Genomic DNA, 19,362 nt, shown 5'->3' on the forward strand with positions numbered 1-19,362 from the left:
CTTGCGATCGTCCCCTGCGCCAGAACGCGTCCGCAGTCCCGGCGATTGCGAACCGGGCCTGCGACCGGGCCTTGTCGCGCGGTCCGGCCTATCTGCCGGACAGGTAATCGTCGCGCGCGGTGCGCGCGGCCTGCTCCTGCGTCGCCTGGCGCACCGGCGCCGGCACCAGCGGGGTCAGATGCGCCCGCACCTGCTGCGCCAGTTCCACCGACCTGATCTCGCCCATACCCTCCTGCTTGCGCGCATCGGCCAGGCACAGCCAGTACCAGGCGCGTGCCTCGTCCCGGCACGCCTGCGGGCCGCAGGCCTGGATCCAGGCAAGTTCGGGCTCCCAGCCAGCGCCCGCGCACCAGCCGGGACGGCTCCATTCGGCCAGCAGCGCGGCGTGGTCAGGCGTGGCGCCCACGCCCAGAAAACGACGACGGCCATACTCGCGCAAGGCCACGCTGCAGCCACAGATGTCCAGCCAGGTGCGGGCATGCACCGCGCGCTTCAGTGCGGCCAGCGCCGCGGCCTGCTCGCCCTGGGCGTCCAGCTGCAGAAACAGCGCATAGGCCGCATCGCCAACGGATGCCCTGGACAGGGCGCGCAAGCGCCTCAGGTCGCCCTGTCGCGCCTGCTGCATTGCCTGTTGCAGCCGCACCTCCAGCGGGGGCTGCCGTGCCTGGATGACGATCCACAACAGGATCAGCGCGGGGATGGCCAGGAACCACATGATGCGTCTCGAAAGAAGGCGCTGCGGGCGAATGCGCGCCGCATGACACGGATGGGATCGGCTAGCTTTACAGAATCGCCCTGCCGTGCGCAGCGCGGTCGACAGCAGCGGGGTGTTGCCGATCTGGCAATCGACGCGAGCAACAGCGCAATGCGGCGCATCCGACAAGGGCGTGTCGCCGCGGACGCAGGCGACCCGCCAGGCGGTACCACGCGATGACGCAGTACCGCCGTGGGCCAGGTCCGCGAGCGCGGACCTGGCCATCGACACACGACCTCAGACGCCGTGCGCCGCCAACTGGCCCAACCGCTGCACCGCCACCGACACCGTCGGGTAGTCCAGGGTCTTCTGCGCGGCCAGCTCCTGCAGCATGCTCAGGGTGAAACGCAGGCTGCTGTCGTCGCGCTGCAGCCAGTGCTGCACCTTGGCCTCGGCGGTGCCGCCCGGCAGGCTCAGCGCCTGGCCGGCCAGCGCGCTGTGGTGCTTGGCCAGTTCGTCGCGCAGCACGCCGCGGGCCACCGCATGCCAGCGGCCGTTGACCTCCAGCGCGTCGATCTGCTCGAACAGCCACGGCAACTGCAGCGCCTCGCCCAGGCGGAAGTGCACCTTGGACACTTCCACCGGCTTGAGCTTACGGGTGCGCGCCATTTCGATGATGTCGAACGCCGGCTCCAGGAAGCGCAGTTCCGACAGCTGCTGCGCCAGTGCCGGCGGCAGGCCCTTGTCCTGCCACTCCTGCACCAGGGCCTCGTAGCGCGGACGCTGCGAATCGGGCAGCACGCCGGAGGCGACGCGGATGTCGTTGAACGGCTCGTAGTAGCGCTCCACCGCCGCGGTGATGCCCGGCATCGGGCCCGGACGGAACAACAGCCAGCGCACGAAGGCGCGCTGCAGCGTCCAGATCACTTCCAGCGCGTCGATCTGCACCGACTCGGGCACCTTGCCGTCCAGCGCGTCGATCTGGGTCCACAGCGCGCGCGCATCCAGCGTCTCGCGGCTGATGGTGTAGGCCTTGGCGACCTCGGCGATGCTGCGGCCGGTGTCTTCCTGCATGCGCATCAGGAAGGTGGCGCCCATGCGGTTGATGGTGGTGTTGGTCACCGCGGTGGCGATGATCTCGCGCTTGAGGCGGTGCCGCTCCATCGCGTCGGCGTACTTCTTCTGCAGCGGCTGCGGGAAGTAGCGCTGCAGTTCCTTGGACAGGTAGGGGTCCTCGGGGATGTCCGATTCCAGCAACTGCTGGAACGCCACCAGCTTGGAGTAGGACAGCAGCACCGCCAGTTCCGGCCGGGTCAGGCCCTGGCCACGCGCCTTGCGCGCGGAGATCTCCGCGTCCGAGGGCAGGTATTCGATCTGCCGGTCGAGCAGGCCCTGCGCTTCCAGGGTGCGGATGAAGTGCTGCTTGGAGCCCAGGCGCTTGACGCTCATCCGCTCCATCAGGCTCAGCGCCTGGTTCTGGCGGATGTTGTCCCACAGCACCAGCTCGGCGACCTCGTCGGTCATCGACGCCAGCAGCTTGTTGCGCGCCTCCAGGGTCAGCTTCTTGGCCTGCACCACGTCGTTGAGCAGGATCTTGATGTTGACCTCGTGGTCGGAGGTGTCCACGCCGGCCGAGTTGTCGATGAAGTCGGTGTTGAGCAGCACGCCGACCTGCGCGGCCTCGATGCGGCCGAGTTGGGTCAGGCCGAGGTTGCCGCCCTCGCCCACGATCTTGCAGCGCAGTTCGCCGCCGTTGACGCGCAGGCCGTTGTTGGCGCGGTCGCCGACGTCGCCGTGGGTTTCGCTGGCGGCCTTGACGTAGGTGCCGATGCCGCCGTTCCAGAACAGGTCCACCGGCGCCTTGAGGATGGCGTTCATCAGGTCGTTCGGCGAGAGCTGCTTGACGCCCGGCTCCAGGCCCAGCGCCTCGCGCACCGGCGCGCTGATCTCGATCGACTTGAGCGTGCGCGGATAGATGCCGCCGCCAGCGCTGATCAGCTTGGCGTCGTAGTCGGCCCAGCTGGAGCGCGGCAGCTTGAACAGGCGCTCGCGCTCGGCGAAGGACGCCGCCGCGTCCGGGTTCGGGTCCAGGAAGATGTGGCGGTGGTCGAACGCGGCCAGCAGGCGGATATGGCGCGACAGCAGCATGCCGTTGCCGAACACGTCGCCGGACATGTCGCCGATACCCACGCAGGTGAAGTCCTCGTTCTGGCAGTCGCGGCCCAGCGCGCGGAAATGGCGCTTGACCGACTCCCAGGCGCCACGCGCGGTGATGCCCATGCCCTTGTGGTCGTAGCCGACCGAGCCGCCGGAGGCGAACGCATCGCCCAGCCAGAAGCCGTGGTCCAGCGCCAGGCCGTTGGCGATGTCGGAGAAGGTGGCCGTGCCCTTGTCGGCGGCGACCACCAGGTACGGGTCGTCCTGGTCGTGGCGCACCACCTGCGGCGGCGGCACGATCTTGCCGCCGACGATGTTGTCGGTGATGTCCAGCAGGCCCTGGATGAACAGCTTGTAGCAGGCGATGCCCTCGGCCAGCACCGCATCGCGGTCGCCGCCGACCGGCGGGCGCTTGCAGAAGAAGCCGCCCTTGGCGCCGACCGGCACGATCACCGTGTTCTTGACCATCTGCGCCTTGACCAGGCCCAGCACCTCGGTACGGAAGTCCTCGCGCCGGTCGGACCAGCGCAGGCCGCCACGCGCCACCGCACCGAAGCGCAGGTGCACGCCCTCCACGCGCGGGCCATACACGAAGATCTCGCGGTACGGACGCGGCTTGGGCAGGTCCGGCACTTTGGCCGAATCCAGCTTGAAGCTGATGCAGTGGCCCAGCCCGCCGTCGGCGCTGCGCTGGTAGTGGCTGGTGCGCAGGGTCGCCTCGATCACGCCCTTGAAGCTGCGCAGGATGCGGTCCTCGTCCAGGCTCGCCACCTGGTCGAACAGCTTCAGCAGCGCCGCCGAGACCGCCTCCAGCTGCGCCTCGCGATTGCCGCTGCGCGCATCGATCACCGGCTGCAGCGCCTTCAGCGCGGCTTCGTCGCCGTTGGCCAGCAGGCGCAGCTGCGCCGCCAGCGCGGCCTGGCCCTCGGCGATCTGCGCCTTGCTCTCGCTGCCGGTGGCCGGGTCGAAGCGCGCCTCGAACAGTTCCACCAGCAGCCGCGCCAGCAGCGGATAGCGGTTGCAGGTTTCTTCCACGTAGGCCTGCGAGAACGGCACGCCGGTCTGCAGCAGGTACTTGCAGTAGCCGCGCAGCACCGCGACCTGGCGCCAGCTCAGGCTGGCGCCGACGATCAGGCGGTTGAAGCCGTCGTTCTCGGCATCGCCGCGCCAGATCCGCACGAAGGCCTCGCACAGCGGCGCGTCGGCGGCCTCCACGTCGATGCTGCCGGCCAGCGGCTCGACCTCGAAATCCTGGATCGACAGCGGCGTGCCATCCACCACCAACCGGTACGGGCGCTCGGAGATCACCCGCAGGCCCAGGTTTTCCATCATCGGCAGCACGTCCGACAGCGGCAGGTCGTCATGCTGGCGGTACAGCTTCAGGCGCAGGCTGTCGGCGCCGTCGCGGCGCAGGGCCTGCAGACTCAGGTGCAGGTCTTCCGGACCGCGCAGCGCGGCCAGGCGCTCGACGTCGCGCGCGGCGATCTGCGCGGTCGACTCCTCGATGTAGCCGGCCGGCAGCGCGCGGCCATAGCCGGCGGCCAGGCGCAGGCCGTCGCGCTCGCCGCGGCTGGCCACCAGCGCCTCGCGCAGGTCGTCGTGCCAGTTGCGCAGCAGGTGCGCCAGGCGCGATTCCAGTTCGGTGGTGTCGAACTCCAGCGCCTCGCCGGGCTTGGGCCGCACGATCATGTGCAGCTGCGCCAGCGGCGACTCGCCCAGCACCACGTTGGAATCGATGTACTCGCCGTGCAGCGCGTCCTTCAGCAAGGCCTCGATGCGCAGGCGCACGTCGGTGTTGAAGCGCTCGCGCGGGATGTACACCAGCGCGGAAATGAAGCGGCCGTACTTGTCGCGGCGCAGGAACAGGCGGCTGCGCACCCGCTCCTGCAGGCCGAGGATGCCCATCGCGGTGCGGTACAGCTCGTCCTCGTTGGACTGGAACAGTTCCTCGCGCGGCAGCGTCTCCAGGATGTGGCGCAGCGCCTTGCCGCTGTGGCTGCTCGGGGTCAGCTCGGACTTGCGCATGACCGAGTCGAAGCGCTCGCGCACCAACGGGATCTCCCACGGGCGGCGGTTGTAGGCACTGGAGGTGAACAGGCCGAGGAAGCGCTGCTCGGCGACGATGCGGCCCTTGGCGTCGAACTCCAGCACGCCGATGTAGTCCATGTAGCCGCTGCGGTGCACCCGCGAGCGCGCGTTGGTCTTGGTCAGGATCAGCGCTTCCTTGGTGCCGGACTCGCTGAGGCCATGCGCGGCCAGCGTGCGCACCGGCCGCGCCGGCGACTTGTCCTGCCCTCGCAGCAGGCCCAGGCCGCTGTCCTCCAGCGGCGCCAGCACGTCTTCGCCGCCCTGCTTCTCCACCCGATATTCGCGGTAGCCGAAGAAGGTGAAATGGTCGGCCGCGGCCCAGCGCAGGAATTCCTGCGCCTCGCGCCGGCCCTTGTCGTCCACCGGCAGGCGCCGCGTGGTCAGGTCGTCGGCCAGCGCCAGCATCTTCTCGCGCATGCTGCTCCAGTCGCGCACGATGTTGCGCACCTCGCCGAGGATGCGTCGGATCGCCGCTTCCACCTGCGCCATGTCCTCCGGCGGCTGGCGGTCGATCTCCAGCGCCATCAGCGACTCCGGCTTGCCCTCGCCCACGCTTTCCAGCGTGCCGCCCTTGTCGCGCTGCATGCGCAGCACCGGGTGGCCCAGCACGTGCACGCCGATGCCCAGTTCCGCCAGCGCCATGCTCACCGAGTCGACCAGGAACGGCATGTCGTCGTTGACGATCTGCAGCACCGTGTGCGACGACTCCCAGCCGTCGTCCTTCAGGTTCGGATTGAACACCCGCACGTTGACCGTGCCCGGCTTGCGCTTGCGCGCGAATTCCAGCATCGACGCGGCCAGCGCCGCCCACTCCTGCGCGCTGTGGTGGGGGAACTCGTCCTCCTCCATGCGCTTGTAGAACTCCTCGGCGAACGTCTGCGCCTCGTCCTGGCGCGCGGCCGGATAGCGCTTGCGCAGCGCCGCGAACACCGGGGTCAGGCTGAAACCGCTAGCGACCGGCGCCGCGTCGATCACCTTGGCCGTGGCCGGAACGGTCGCGGCCAGCTTGGGCGGCGTCGCGGCCTTGCGCGGGGCGGCGGGCTTGGCTGCAGGCTTGGCGGCCGCCTTGGTCTTGGCAGGCGCCTTGGCCGGCTTGGTGGCGGACGGGGTCGCGGAGGTGCGGGTGGCGGCCGAGGATTTGGAACGGGAAGCGGCGTGTTTGGGTTTCATGACGGAGAGCAGCAGCGATGCTCGATGGGAAAGCGCGAATTGTACCGGTGCCTCGTTCAACTACCTTGCTGCATCGCAAACCGAGGGCGTGGCGAAGACGACGCGCCAGATCACGCAAAGTGTCTACAAACATCGTCGTCACGCGGCGGTCACCATGCTTTCCCTGACCGGGCTGTTGTCAACAAGAACGCGCCGGTGTCAAGGCTGTTCCAATTCTAAACTGGACGGTATAGTCCACAATCGATGAACACCCCCCTCGCCTCTGCCGCACAGCGCCAAGCGCGCGACCAGCGCGTGTACGCCGCCGTGCGCGAGCTGCTGGCCGAGGAAGGCATGGGCCTGAGCATGGAGGCGGTGGCCGCACGCGCCGGCTGCTCCAAGCAGACCCTGTACAGCCGCTACCGCAGCAAGCAGGGCCTGCTGCGGCGGGCGATGCAGGATCACCTGGACCTGGCCACCGCGCACCTGGAGCCGGTGCAGGACGACCTGCGCGGCAGCCTGCTGCGCTTCGCCTGCGAATACCTGGAGCAGTTGTCGGAACCGCGAGTGCTGCAGAGTTGCCAGCTGATCGCCGCCGAGTCGCGGCACTTCCCCGACGAAGCGCGCGCCATGTTCCGCGACAGCGCCGGTGCGCTGATGCAGCGCCTGGGCGAATGCCTGCGCGGCGCCATGGCCCGCGACCAGCTCCGGCATGACGATCCGCACTTCATGGCCGAACTGCTGTTGAGCATGATCGTCGGCATGGATTTCGAGCGTCAGCGCTTCCACAGCGCGCATCGCGGCGACGCCGCCGCACAGCGCGCCTGGGCCGAGTTCGCCGTGGACGGCTTTTTGCGCGCGTTCGCCGCCACCCCTTCCCTTCCTTCTACAAAACCAGACCGGAGTACCACCCGATGACCTCCCCGTTGCGTTCTCTCGCCCTGGCCTGCGCCGTCGTGGTGGTGTTGGCGTCCTGCAAGAAACAGGAGCAGCAGCAGGCCATGCCGCCGCCGGAAGTGGGCGTGCTGCAGGCACAGCCGCAGACCGTCCCGCTGCAGCGCGACCTGGTCGGCCGCCTGTCCGCGTTCCGCAGCGCCGATGTGCGCGCCCGCGTGGCCGGCGTGCTGGAAAAGCGCCTGTACACCGAAGGCACCGACGTCAAGGAAGGCCAGCCGCTGTTCCAGATCGACCCGGCGCCGCTGCGGGCGACCCTGGCCTCGGCACAGGGCCAGCTGGCCGCGGCCGAAGCCACCTACGCCAATGCCAAGGCCGCCGCCGCCCGCGCGCGCAGCCTGGCGCCGCAGGCCTACGTGTCCAAGTCCGACCTGGACAACGCCGAGGCCACCGAGCGCAGCTCCGCCGCCTCGGTGCAGCAGGCCCGTGCGGCGGTCGAAACCGCGCGCATCAACCTCGGCTACGCCACCGTCACCGCGCCCATCGCCGGCCGCGCCGGCAAGCAGCAGGTCACCGAGGGCGCGCTGGTCGGCCAGGGCGACAGCACCCTGCTGACCACCATCGACCAGCTCGACCCGCTGTACGTCAACTTCTCGATGAGCGCCGACGAACTGGCGCAGCTGCGCCAGGCGCAGACCGAGGGCAACGTCGCCCTCAACGCCGAGGACAAGTCCACCGTGCAGATCAAGCTCGGCGACGGCAGCACCTATGCGCATGCCGGCACCCTGGACTTCTCCGGCGCCGCGGTCGACCCGAGCACCGGCTCGGTGACGCTGCGCGCGTTGCTGCCGAACCCGGACCGGGTGCTGCTGCCGGGCGCCTTCGTCAGCTTTGCGGCCAATCTGGGCGAGCGCAAGGACGTGTACCTGATCCCGCAGGCGGCCGTGCTGCGCGACGCCAAGGGCCCCTACGCCATGGTGGTGGGCAAGGACGGCAAGGTGGTGCGCAAGGACCTGACCACGGCCGGCCAGCAGGGCGACAAGTGGATCGTCAGCGGCGGCCTGCAGAGCGGCGACCAGGTCGTGGTCAGCGGCCTGCCCAAGGTCAAGGAAGGCGCACCGGCCGTGGCCAAGCCGTGGGACCCGAACGCCGCCGCCCAGGGCCAGGGCCCGGGTGCCGGCGCGGCTCCCGGCCAGGGCGCGCAAGGCGCCGCGGCGCCGGCCAAGGGCGCCGCCCCGGCGCAGGGCGCAGCGCACGGCGACACGCCGGACGCCGCCTCGCATTCCGACCAGCCGAAGCAGTAACGGACTCCCCCCATGCCTAAGTTCTTCATCGAACACCCGGTCTTCGCCTGGGTGGTGGCGATCCTGATCTCGCTCAGCGGCGTGATCGCCATCCTCAATCTCGGCGTCGAGTCGTATCCCTCGATCGCCCCGCCCCAGGTCACCGTCACCGCCACCTATCCCGGCGCCAGCGCCAGCACCACCGAACGCTCGGTCACCCAGGTGATCGAGCAGCAGCTGACCGGCATCGATCACCTGCTGTACTTCAGCTCGTCGTCGTCCTCCAGCGGCACCGCCACCATCACCCTGACCTTCGAGACCGGCACCGACGCGGACATCGCCCAGGTGCAGGTGCAGAACAAGGTGTCGCTGGCCACCCCGCGCCTGCCCTCGGAAGTGACCGCGCAGGGCGTGGTGGTGGCCAAGGCCAACGCCGGCTTCCTCAGCGTGATCGCGCTGCGTTCGGACAACCCGTCGATCGACCGCGACGCGCTCAACGACATCGTCGGGTCGCGCGTGCTGGAGCAGATCTCGCGCGTGCCCGGCGTCGGCAGCACCCAGCAGTTCGGTGCCGAATACGCCATGGACATCTGGCTGAACCCTGAGAAGCTGCAGGGTTACCACATGTCCGCCAACGACGTGTACACCGCGATCCGCGCGCAGAACGTGCAGTTCGCGGCCGGTTCGCTGGGTTCGGATCCGGCGCCGCAGGGCCAGTCGTTCACCGCCACGGTCAGCGCCGAGGGCCGCTTCACCTCGCCCGAGCAGTTCGAGAACATCATCCTGCGCGCCGACGGCAACGGCACCGTGGTGCGGCTGAAGGACGTGGCCCGGGTCGCGTTCGGCCCGACCAACTTCGGTTTCGACACCCAGTACAACGGCAAGCCCACCGGCGCCTTCGCCATCCAGCTGCTGCCGGGCGCCAACGCACTGAACGTGTCGGCGGCGGTCAAGGCCAAGATGGACGAGCTGCAGCCCAGCTTCCCGCAGGGCGTCACCTGGTTCACGCCGTACGAGAGCACCACCTTCGTCAAGATCTCGATCGAGGAAGTGGTCAAGACCCTGGCCGAGGCGATCGTGCTGGTGTTCCTGGTGATGCTGGTGTTCCTGCAGAACTTCCGCGCCACCATCATCCCCACCCTGGTCATCCCGGTGGCGCTGCTGGGCACCTTCCTGGGCATGTGGGCGATCGGCTTCACCATCAACCAGCTGACCCTGTTCGCGATGGTGCTGGCGATCGGCATCGTGGTCGACGACGCGATCGTGGTGATCGAGAACGTCGAACGCATCATGTCCGAGGAGCACCTGGCACCGAAGGCGGCCACGCACAAGGCGATGACCCAGATCACCGGCGCGGTGGTGGCGATCACCGTGGTGCTGGCGGCGGTGTTCATCCCCTCGGCGATGCAGCCGGGCGCGGCCGGCGCGATCTACAAGCAGTTCGCGATCACCATCGCCATGTCGATGGCGTTCTCGGCGTTCCTGGCGCTGAGCTTCACCCCGGCGCTGTGTGCGGCGTTCCTCAAGCCCACCCACAACGACAACCCGAACTGGGTCTACCGCACCTTCAACAAGTACTACGACAAGCTGTCGCATCGCTACGTCGGCGCGGTCGGCAGCACCATCCGCCGCGCGCCGCGCTGGATGGCGGTGTTCGCGCTGCTGTTGGTGCTGTGCGGCTTCCTGTTCACGCGCATGCCGGGCAGCTTCCTGCCGGAAGAGGACCAGGGCTTCGCGCTGGCGATCGTGCAGTTGCCGCCGGGTGCGACCAAGACCCGCACCAACGAGGTGTTCGCGCAGATGCGCGGCGTGCTGCAGCAGCAGAAGGCGGTCGAAGGCATGCTGCAGGTGGCCGGCTTCAGCTTCCTGGGCCGCGGCGAGAACGTGGGCATGGGCTTCATCCGGCTCAAGCCCTGGGACGAGCGCGACATCGCCGCAGGCGACCTGATCCAGCAGTTGAACGGCATGTTCTACGGGATCAAGGACGCGCAGATCTTCGTGGTCAACCTGCCGACCGTGCAGGGCCTGGGCCAGTTCGGCGGCTTCGACATGTGGCTGCAGGACCGCAGCGGCCAGGGCGAGGAAGCCCTGCTGCAGGCGCGCAACATCGTGCTCGGCAAGGCCGCGCAGCGCCAGAACGCGCTGGCCGGCGTGCGTCCGAACGGCCTGGAGAACTCGCCGCAGCTGCAGCTGAAGGTGGACCGCGTGCAGGCGCAGTCGATGGGCCTGTCGGTGAGCGACATTTATCAGTCGATCCAGCTGATGCTGGCGCCGGTGTACGTCAACGACTTCTTCTACGAAGGCCGCATCAAGCGCGTCAACATGCAGGCCGACGCGCCGTTCCGCACCGGTCCGGAGTCGCTGCGCAACTTCTACGTGCCCAGCAGTACGTCCACCGACAGCAGCGGCCTGCCGCAGATGATCCCGCTGAGCACGGTGGTGAGTTCGGACTGGATCTACAGCTCGCCCTCGCTGAGCCGCTACAACGGCTACTCGGCGGTCAACATCGTCGGCAACCCGGCGCCGGGCGGCAGCTCCGGCCAGGCGATGAGCGCGATGGAGGACATCGTCAACAACGACCTGCCGCCGGGCTTCGGTTTCGACTGGAGCGGCATGTCGTACCAGGAAATCATCGCCGGCAATACCGCGACGCTGCTGCTGGTGCTGTCGATCGTGGTGGTGTTCCTGTGCCTGGCTGCGCTGTACGAAAGCTGGTCGATCCCGGTGTCGGTGCTGCTGGTGGTGCCGATCGGCGTGCTCGGCGCGGTGGCGTTCTCGCTGCTGCGCGGCCTGCCCAACGACATCTACTTCAAGATCGGCCTGATCACGGTGATCGGCCTGGCGGCCAAGAACGCGATCCTGATCGTCGAGTTCGCGGTGGAGCAGCGGGCGATGGGCAAGACCCTGCGCGAGGCCGCGGCCGAAGCGGCGCACCTGCGCTTCCGCCCGATCCTGATGACCTCGTTCGCGTTCATCCTCGGCGTGCTGCCGATGGCGATCTCCACCGGCGCCGGCGCCAACGCCCGCCACGCCATCGGTACCGGCGTGATCGGCGGCATGCTGTTCGCCACCGTGCTGGGCGTGCTGTTCATCCCGCTGTTCTTCGTGATGGTGCGGCGCATGCTCGGCGACAAGCTGGACGAGCCGTCGAAGGAGTTCACGCAGATGCAGGAAGCGGGCCTGTCGCGGCATCAGCCGGATCGCTGAGGGGCGGGAATTGGGGATTCGGGAGTGGGGATTCGTAAGGCGAGCCCCACTCCCGGTCCTGATGCCTCTCTGTAGAAACAAACAAAAGCGGCCGCAAGGCCGCTTTTTTGTTGTCCGGGAATCTGGTCGGGAAGCGCGACCCAACACCCCATGCAGGCGGAGCGCTCATTGAAGGCTGAGCGCTCCTTGTGGGAGGGACTTCAGTCCCGACGCATTGCAGCCCGAACGCCGCTCATCCCTTTTCCGCGAAAAGAAAAAGCGGCCTCGCGGCCGCTTCTCCTGATCCCTCAACCGATTCGGGAACCGGCAAATCCCGACTCCCGACTCACGGCTTCACCGCAGCCCAGTCTCGTTGCGCGCGATCACCAAGCGCTGGATCTCGCTGGTGCCTTCGTAGATCTCGGTGATCTTGGCATCGCGGAAGTAACGCTCCAGCGGCATCTCCTTGGAATAGCCCATGCCGCCGTGGATCTGCACCGCCTGGTGGGTGATCCACATCGCCGCCTCGGAGGCAGTCAGCTTGGCCACCGAGGCCTCGGTGGTGAAGCGCTGGCCCTGCCCCTTCAGCCAGGCCGCGCGCAAGGTCAGCAGCAGCGCCGCGTCCAGCTTGCACTTCATGTCGGCGATCTTGGCCTGGGTCATCTGGAACGCGCCGATCGGCGAACCGAACGCCTTGCGCTCCTTCACGTACTCCAGGGTCGCCTCGTAGGCGGCGCGGGCCAGGCCGATCGCCTGCGAGGCGATGCCGATGCGGCCGGCGTCGAGCACGCTCATCGCGATCTTGAAGCCCTCGCCCGGCGTGCCAAGCACCTCGTCGGCGCTGGCCACGTAGTCCTGGAACTCGATCTCGCAGGTGGCCGAGGCGCGGATGCCCAGCTTGGGCTCGGTCTTGCCGCGGTGGAAGCCCGGCTTGTCGGTGTCGACGACGAAGGCGGTGATGCCGCGCGCGCCCTTGTCCGGCTCGCTCATCGCGAACAGCACGATGTACTTGGCGACCGGGCCGGAGGTGATCCAGCTCTTCTTGCCGTTGATGACGAAGCTGCCGTCGTCCTGCCGCACCGCGCGGCACCGCATCGCGGTGGCGTCGGAGCCGGACTGCGGCTCGGTCAGCGCGAAGGCGCCGATCTCGCGGCCCTCGGCGATGGCGCGCACGTATTTCTGCTTCTGCTCCTCGTTGCCGTTCTTGAGGATGCCGGCGCAGAACAGCGAGTTGTTGACCGACATGATGGTCGAATGGGCGGCATCGCCTGCGGCGATCTCGACCATCGCCAGCACGTAGGCGATCGGGTCCATGCCGGCACCGCCGTATTCCTCCGGCACTTCGATGCCCATCAGCCCGTTCTCGCCCAGCAGGCGGATGTTCTCCAGCGGGAATTCGCCGGTACGGTCGTGGTGCTCGGCGCTGGGGGCGATCCGCTCCTGGGCGATGCGCCGCGCCACGTCCTGGATCATCAATTGCTCTTCGGTAAAGCTGAAATCCACGTCGAACCCCTCCCGGGCTTGTTGGTGCGGCCATTGTAGCCGTGCCGACCATACGCTGGCGTGTGCAACTTGACCGGAACCGCCGCCCGGACCAAAATATCTCTATATCGCGATAGGAAGATATTTATGGATCTGGAGGACTGGTCGTCCCGGCTGAAGGTCTTCGCCGACGCCACCCGCGTGCGCCTGCTGGCGCTGCTGGAGCAGGAGGAGCTGACCGTGGCCGAGCTGTCGGCCATCACCCGCCTGGCGCAGCCGCGGGTCTCGACCCACCTGGCCAAACTCAAGGAAGCCGGGCTGGTGCGCGACCGCCGCGCCGGCGTGTCGGCCTATTATCGCTTCGACGAGACCCTGCTGGACCCGGCCCAGCGTGCGCTGTGGCTGGCGCTGAGCACAGGCAGCGACGACCCGCTGCTGCGCCAGGACGCCGAGCGCGTGGCCGCGGTGCTGGCCAACCGCGCCGCCGACCAGAACTGGGCCGACTCGGTGGCCGGCGACATGGAACGCCACTATTCGCCCGGCCGCACCTGGGAAGCGCTGGCGCGCACGGCCCTGCCGCTGCTGGAAACCGGCGACGTGCTCGACATCGCCTCCGGCGACGGCGTGCTGGCCGAACTGGTGGCGCCGCACGCGCGCCGCTACGTCTGCATCGACACCAGCGCGCGGGTGGTGGCCGCGGCCAGCGAGCGCCTGCGCCGGCTCGGCAACGTGGAAGTGCGCGAGGGCGACATGCACGCCCTGCCCTTCGCCGACGCCAGCTTCGACCTGGTGGTGATGATGCACGCCCTGACCTACGCCACCAAGCCGGCGCAGGCGGTGTGCGAATCGGCGCGGGTGCTGCGCCCGGGCGGGCGCCTACTGCTGTGCAGTTTGGCGCGCCACGAACACAAGGCCGCGGTGCAGGCCTACGGCCACGTCAACCTCGGCTTTTCGGCCAAGGAACTGCGCAAGTTCGTCGGCAAGGCCGGGCTCGAGGTCTCCAGCCTGGAAACCGTGACCCGCGAGAAGCGCCCGCCGCACTTCGAAGTGATTTCGTTGATTGCTGGGAAGCCGGGAATCGGGAATGGGGATTCGGGAGTGGAGAAGGCAAAAGCCAAGGCGGAGGCCGGAGCATGAGTGGCGCGGCGGTTTCACCAATCCCCAATCCCCAATCCCCACTCCCGGGCCTGCCCTGGCTGAACCCGGAGCGCACGCAGAAACTGCTGCAGGCCCTCTCCAAGCGCATCCTGATCATCGATGGCGCGATGGGCACGATGATCCAGCGCCATGGGCTGCAGGAAGCCGACTATCGCGGCGAGCGCTTCGCCGAGGGCTACGACGCGCAGGCCGGGCACGTGCACGGCCCTGGCTGCGACCACGCGCCGCAGGGCCACGACCTGAAGGGCAACAACGACCTGTTGCTGCTGACCCGGCCGGAGGTGATCGCCGAGATCCACCGTGCCTACCTCGATGCTGGCGCCGACCTGCTCGAAACCAATACCTTCAACGCGACGTCGATCAGCCAGGCCGACTACCACCTGGAACACCTGGTCTACGAACTCAACAAGGCCGGCGCGCAGGTCGCGCGCGCCTGCTGCGACGCGGTCGAAGCGCTGACGCCGGACAAGCCGCGGTTCGTGATCGGCGTGCTCGGCCCGACCAGCCGCACCGCCTCGATCAGCCCGGACGTCAACGACCCCGGTTTCCGCAACACCAGCTTCGACGAACTGCGCGCCACCTACCGCGAGGCCATCGACGGCCTGATCGACGGCGGCGCCGACACGCTGATGGTGGAGACCATCTTCGACACGCTCAACGCCAAGGCCGCGCTGTACGCGATCGAGGAAGTGTTCGACGCGCGCGGCGGGCGCCTGCCGGTGATGATCTCCGGCACCATCACCGACGCCTCCGGCCGCACCCTGTCCGGGCAGACCGCCGAGGCGTTCTACGCCTCGGTCGCGCACGGGCGGCCGCTGTCGGTGGGGCTGAACTGCGCGCTCGGCGCCAAGGACCTGCGCCCGCACGTGGAGACCCTGGCGCGGATCGCCGACGGCTACGTCAGCGCCCACCCCAACGCCGGCCTGCCCAACGCCTTCGGCGAATACGACGAGACGCCGGAGGAAATGGCGGCGACGCTGCGCGAGTTCGCCGAGTCCGGGCTGCTGAACCTGGTCGGCGGCTGCTGCGGCACCACCCCGGCGCACATCCGCGCCATCGCCGAGGCGGTGCGCGGGCTGGCGCCGCGCGTGCCGCTGGCGGCGCAGGCGCAGGCCGCCTGATGAACGCCGCGCGCACCCTCGCCGTCGCCACCCGCGTGCGCGCCTGCACCTCCCTGTTTCCGGAACGCTGATCATGTCCTCCGCCCGCCACACCCGCCTGTCCGGCCTGGAGCCGCTGCTGCTGACCCCGGACCTGCTGTTCGTCAACGTCGGTGAGCGCACCAACGTCACCGGCAGCGCGCAGTTCCGCAAGCTGATCAAGGAAGAGCGCTACGAGGAGGCGGTGGAGGTGGCGCGCCAGCAGGTCGCCAACGGCGCGCAGATCCTCGACGTCAACATGGACGAGGGCCTGATCGACTCGGAGAAGGCGATGGTGCGCTTTCTCAACCTGATCATGTCCGAGCCGGACATCGCGCGCATCCCGATCATGGTCGACTCCTCCAAGTGGAGCGTGATCGAGGCCGGGCTGAAGTGCCTGCAGGGCAAGAGCGTGGTCAATTCGATCTCGCTCAAGGAAGGCGAGGCGCAGTTCGTCGAACACGCGCGCAAGGTGCTGCGCTACGGCGCCGCGGCGGTGGTGATGGCGTTCGACGAGGTCGGCCAGGCCGACACCTGCGCGCGCAAGGTGGAAATCTGCACCCGCGCCTACCGCATCCTCACCGAGCAGGTCGGGTTCCCGCCGGAAGACATCATCTTCGATCCGAACATCTTCGCCGTGGCCACCGGCATCGAGGAGCACGACAACTACGCGGTCGACTTCATCGAAGCGACCCGCGAGATCAAGCGCACCCTGCCGCATTGCCATGTCTCCGGCGGCGTCTCCAACGTGTCGTTCTCGTTCCGCGGCAACGAGACCGTGCGCCAGGCGATCCATTCGGTGTTCCTGTATCACGCCATCGCCGCGGGCATGGACATTGGCATCGTCAACGCCGGCGGCATGCCGATCTACGACGAACTGGATGCGGAACTGCGCGAGCGCGTGGAGGACGTGATCCTCAACCGCCGCCGCGACGCCACCGAGCGCCTGCTGGAGATCGCCGAACGTTACAAAAAAGCGGGCAATCGGGATGCGGGAACCGGGAATCGGGAAAAGCTGGCGTGGCGCGAGAAGACGGTGCGCGAGCGGTTGAGCCATGCGCTGGTGCATGGCATCGACGAGTTCGTCGAGGTCGATACCGAAGAGGCGCGGCAGCAGGCCGCGCGCCCGCTGGACGTGATCGAAGGTCCGCTGATGGACGGCATGAACGTGGTCGGCGACCTGTTCGGCGCCGGCAAGATGTTCCTGCCGCAGGTGGTGAAGTCGGCGCGGGTGATGAAGAAGGCGGTCGCCTACCTGCTGCCCTACATCGAGGCAGAGAAGCTGCGCAGCGGCGACACCGGCAAGTCCAACGGCAAGATCATCATGGCCACGGTCAAGGGCGACGTGCACGACATCGGCAAGAACATCGTCGGCGTAGTCCTGGCCTGCAACAACTTCGACGTGATCGACCTCGGGGTGATGGTACCCACCCAGACCATCCTCGACCGCGCCCGTGCCGAGAACGCCGACATCATCGGCCTGTCCGGGCTGATCACCCCGTCGCTGGAAGAGATGACCCACGTCGCCCGCGAGATGCAGCGGCAGGGCTTCTCGATGCCGCTGTTGATCGGCGGCGCCACCACCTCGCGCGCGCACACCGCGCTGAAGATCGACCCGCACTATGCGGCGCCGACGGTCTGGGTGAAGGATGCCTCGCGCGCGGTCGGCGTGGCGCAATCGCTGATCTCGCGCGACCTGCGCGCGGCCTTCGTCGCCGCCAACGACGCCGACTACGCCGAGATCCGCCAGCGCCACAAGAACCGCGGCGACGCCAAGCGCCTGGTGTCGCTGGCCCACGCGCGCGGCCAGCGCTTCGACGGCGGCTGGGACGCCTACACCCCGCCAGCGCCCAGGCAGCCCGGCCTGCACGTGTTCGACGACTACCCGCTGGACGACCTGGTCCCGCTGATCGACTGGACCCCGTTCTTCCAGGCCTGGGAACTGGCCGGCAAGTTCCCTGCGATCCTCACCGACGAGATCGTCGGCCAGCAGGCCAGCGAGCTGTACCAGGACGCGCTGGCGATGCTGCAGCGGATCGTCGCCGAGAAATGGCTGACCGCCAAGGCCGTGTTCGGGCTGTGGCCGGCGCAGTCGGTCGGGGATGACGTTGTGGTCCTGACGGACCGGCAATCGGGAGACGGGAATGGGGAATCGTCGAGTGGGACTGCGTCGCTCGACCATTCCCGATTCTCCATTCCCCATTCCCTGCACTTCCTGCGCCAACAGGTCGACAAGCCCGCCGAGCGCCCGGACTTCTGCCTGGCCGACTTCATCGCCCCGCGCGACAGCGGCAAGCAGGACTGGATCGGTGCCTTCGCGGTCACCGCCGGCATCGGCATCGAGCCCCACGTGGCGCGCTTCGAGGCGGCGCACGACGACTACAACGCGATCCTGCTCAAGGCGCTGGCCGACCGCCTGGCCGAGGCGCTGGCCGAACGCCTGCACCAGCGCGTGCGCACCGAGTTCTGGGGCTACGCCGACGACGAGGCGCTGGACAACGAGGCGCTGATCGCCGAGCGCTACCGCGGCATCCGTCCCGCGCCCGGCTACCCGGCCTGCCCCGACCACAGCGAGAAGCAGACCCTGTTCGCGCTGCTCGACGCCGGACGCAACGCCGACATGTCGCTGACCGAGAGCTTCGCGATGCTGCCGACCGCGGCAGTGTCCGGTTACTACTTCAGCCACCCGCAGAGCCAGTACTTCGTGGTCGGCCGGCTGGGCAAGGACCAGCTCGCCGACTACGCCCGGCGCAAGGGCGTCTCGCTGCAACAGGCCGAGCGCTGGCTGGCGTCGAACCTGGATTACGATCCGGAGTGAGCCGGGACGCCCCGCCGCTGCGCGCACCATCGCCCGCCTCGGCACTCCCCAACCGCCTTCGCGCCCATCGCCGATGCCAATGCCCATCGCATCCCCGCTGAAGATCGTGGTCACCGGCAGTGCCGGCCGGGTAGGCCGCGCGATCCACATCCGGCTCTCCCGCGAACACCGCGTCAGCGGCTTCGACCGCACGCCCTGCTCCACCGCCGACTGGGTCGGCGACCTCGACGATGTCGCGCTGCTGGCGCGGGCGCTGCAGGGCGCCGACGCGGTGATCCACACCGCCGCGCTGCATGCGCCGCACGTCGCGCACGTGCCGGCGGCGCGCTTCCGCCAGGTCAACGTCGACGGCACCCGCCGCGTGCTGGATGCCGCCGCGGCGGCGGGCGTGCGCCGCATCGTGTTCACCAGCACCACCGCGCTGTACGGCAGCGCCGCCACGCCCGAGGGCACCGCGGCCTGGGTCGACGAGACGCTGGCGCCGCAGCCGCAGACCATCTACCACCACACCAAGCTGGAGGCCGAGGCGCTGCTGCGCGAGGCCGCCGACCAGGGCGGTCCGAGCGTGCGCATCCTGCGCATGTCGCGCTGCTTCCCGGAGCCGGTCAACGTGATGGCCGCGTTCCGCCTGCATCGCGGCATCGACGCGCGCGACGTGGCCGAGGCCCATGCCGCGGCATTGCGGCATGCCGGGCCGGCGAGCGCGACGTTCGTGATTTCCGGCGCCACGCCGTTCCAGCGCGAGGATTGCGCCGAACTGCACCGCACGGCGCCGGCGGTCCTGCGACGTCGTGCACCCGAGTTGGTGGATGCATTCAAGCAACGCGGCTGGACGCTCCCGGCGCGGATCGACCGCGTCTACTCGGCACAGCACGCGATGCAGGCGCTGGATTGGCGACCGCGCTACGGTTTCGCGGAGGTGCTGGTGCAGTACGACCAGCACGTCCCGGAGGTCCTGCCGCCCGGCGATGGCGCGGCCGCGCGCGAGTAGATGCATGTCGGTAGGCGCAAGAATCTCGCGCGCTCCAGCTCCACGAGACGCTTCGCGCCAACCCTCACCCCAACCCCTCTCCCGACGGGAGAGGGGCACGCGTATTACCGCTGCTCCCTTCTCCCCTCGGGAGAAGGAGCCCCGAAGGGGCGGATGAGGGGACGGGCGCAGCCACGTCAACCCAGACACCACCAGACGCTTCGCGCCTACCCTCACCCCAACCCCTCTCTCGACGGGAGAGGGGCACGCGTATTACCGCTCCTCCCTTCTCCCCTCGGGAGAAGGTGCCCCGAAGGGGCGGATGAGGGTACGGGCGCAGCCAC

At 68.7% G+C, this 19,362-nt stretch carries 10 protein-coding genes; 7 read left to right on the top strand and 3 right to left on the bottom strand.

Annotated features, from left to right (window positions below; translation table 11 throughout):
* Positions 1 to 88: 88 nt before the first annotated feature.
* Together RAB71_RS12455 and RAB71_RS12460 are read right to left on the bottom strand one after the other, a co-directional pair.
* Complete coding sequence (locus RAB71_RS12455; protein ID WP_316685592.1) at positions 89 to 979, bottom strand: hypothetical protein; 891 nt, start codon at positions 977 to 979, stop codon at positions 89 to 91.
* Positions 980 to 991: 12 nt separating this feature from the next.
* A complete protein-coding gene (locus RAB71_RS12460) occupies positions 992 to 6,109 on the bottom strand; it encodes an NAD-glutamate dehydrogenase domain-containing protein (protein WP_010342500.1) in 5,118 nt (1,705 codons plus the stop codon).
* A 243-nt stretch (positions 6,110 to 6,352) separates the two neighbouring features.
* Between RAB71_RS12460 and RAB71_RS12465 the strand changes: the two genes are divergently transcribed.
* From RAB71_RS12465 to RAB71_RS12475, 3 genes are read left to right on the top strand one after another with little or no spacing between them, the layout of a single operon-like run.
* On the top strand, positions 6,353 to 7,006 hold the full coding sequence (locus RAB71_RS12465) for a TetR/AcrR family transcriptional regulator (protein WP_010342499.1): 654 nt from the start codon (positions 6,353 to 6,355) through the stop codon (positions 7,004 to 7,006).
* Positions 7,003 to 8,286, top strand: coding sequence for an efflux RND transporter periplasmic adaptor subunit (locus tag RAB71_RS12470; protein WP_104609489.1), 1,284 nt, complete (start codon positions 7,003 to 7,005; stop codon positions 8,284 to 8,286). The genes RAB71_RS12465 and RAB71_RS12470 overlap by 4 nt, the downstream gene beginning before the upstream one ends.
* Before the next feature lie 12 nt (positions 8,287 to 8,298).
* Positions 8,299 to 11,472 carry an efflux RND transporter permease subunit gene (locus RAB71_RS12475; protein ID WP_010341461.1) on the top strand — a complete coding sequence of 1,058 codons (3,174 nt, stop codon included), beginning with the start codon at positions 8,299 to 8,301 and terminating at the stop codon, positions 11,470 to 11,472.
* A gap of 333 nt (positions 11,473 to 11,805) precedes the next feature.
* Here the strand turns inward: RAB71_RS12475 and RAB71_RS12480 are convergent, their stop codons facing one another.
* Positions 11,806 to 12,954: an acyl-CoA dehydrogenase family protein gene (locus tag RAB71_RS12480; RefSeq protein WP_010341462.1), complete on the bottom strand. Its 1,149-nt coding sequence runs from the start codon at positions 12,952 to 12,954 to the stop codon at positions 11,806 to 11,808.
* Positions 12,955 to 13,080: 126 nt separating this feature from the next.
* Between RAB71_RS12480 and RAB71_RS12485 the strand changes: the two genes are divergently transcribed.
* The 4 genes from RAB71_RS12485 (at position 13,081) to RAB71_RS12500 (ending at position 19,039) form a co-directional block, all read left to right on the top strand.
* Positions 13,081 to 14,070: a metalloregulator ArsR/SmtB family transcription factor gene (locus tag RAB71_RS12485; protein WP_010341463.1), complete on the top strand. Its 990-nt coding sequence runs from the start codon at positions 13,081 to 13,083 to the stop codon at positions 14,068 to 14,070.
* Complete coding sequence (locus RAB71_RS12490) at positions 14,067 to 15,212, top strand: homocysteine S-methyltransferase family protein (protein WP_010341464.1); 1,146 nt, start codon at positions 14,067 to 14,069, stop codon at positions 15,210 to 15,212. Before RAB71_RS12485 ends, RAB71_RS12490 begins: the two co-directional genes overlap by 4 nt.
* Before the next feature lie 73 nt (positions 15,213 to 15,285).
* Positions 15,286 to 18,048, top strand: a complete 2,763-nt coding sequence (gene metH, locus RAB71_RS12495; RefSeq protein ID WP_010341465.1) for a methionine synthase — start codon at positions 15,286 to 15,288, stop codon at positions 18,046 to 18,048.
* Positions 18,049 to 18,127: 79 nt separating this feature from the next.
* Positions 18,128 to 19,039, top strand: coding sequence for an NAD(P)-dependent oxidoreductase (locus tag RAB71_RS12500; RefSeq protein WP_010341466.1), 912 nt, complete (start codon positions 18,128 to 18,130; stop codon positions 19,037 to 19,039).
* Positions 19,040 to 19,362 lie beyond the last annotated feature (323 nt).

Source organism: Xanthomonas sacchari (assembly GCF_040529065.1).
Classification (GTDB): domain Bacteria; phylum Pseudomonadota; class Gammaproteobacteria; order Xanthomonadales; family Xanthomonadaceae; genus Xanthomonas_A; species Xanthomonas_A sacchari.

Coding starts and splice junctions, on each gene's coding strand:
- RAB71_RS12455 (WP_316685592.1), bottom strand. CDS start 979: ATGGCCAGGTCCGCGCTCGCGGACCTGGCCCACGGCGGTACTGCGTCA.
- RAB71_RS12460 (WP_010342500.1), bottom strand. CDS start 6,109: ATGAAACCCAAACACGCCGCTTCCCGTTCCAAATCCTCGGCCGCCACC.
- RAB71_RS12465 (WP_010342499.1), top strand. CDS start 6,353: ATGAACACCCCCCTCGCCTCTGCCGCACAGCGCCAAGCGCGCGACCAG.
- RAB71_RS12470 (WP_104609489.1), top strand. CDS start 7,003: ATGACCTCCCCGTTGCGTTCTCTCGCCCTGGCCTGCGCCGTCGTGGTG.
- RAB71_RS12475 (WP_010341461.1), top strand. CDS start 8,299: ATGCCTAAGTTCTTCATCGAACACCCGGTCTTCGCCTGGGTGGTGGCG.
- RAB71_RS12485 (WP_010341463.1), top strand. CDS start 13,081: ATGGATCTGGAGGACTGGTCGTCCCGGCTGAAGGTCTTCGCCGACGCC.
- RAB71_RS12490 (WP_010341464.1), top strand. CDS start 14,067: ATGAGTGGCGCGGCGGTTTCACCAATCCCCAATCCCCAATCCCCACTC.
- metH (WP_010341465.1), top strand. CDS start 15,286: ATGTCCTCCGCCCGCCACACCCGCCTGTCCGGCCTGGAGCCGCTGCTG.
- RAB71_RS12500 (WP_010341466.1), top strand. CDS start 18,128: ATGCCCATCGCATCCCCGCTGAAGATCGTGGTCACCGGCAGTGCCGGC.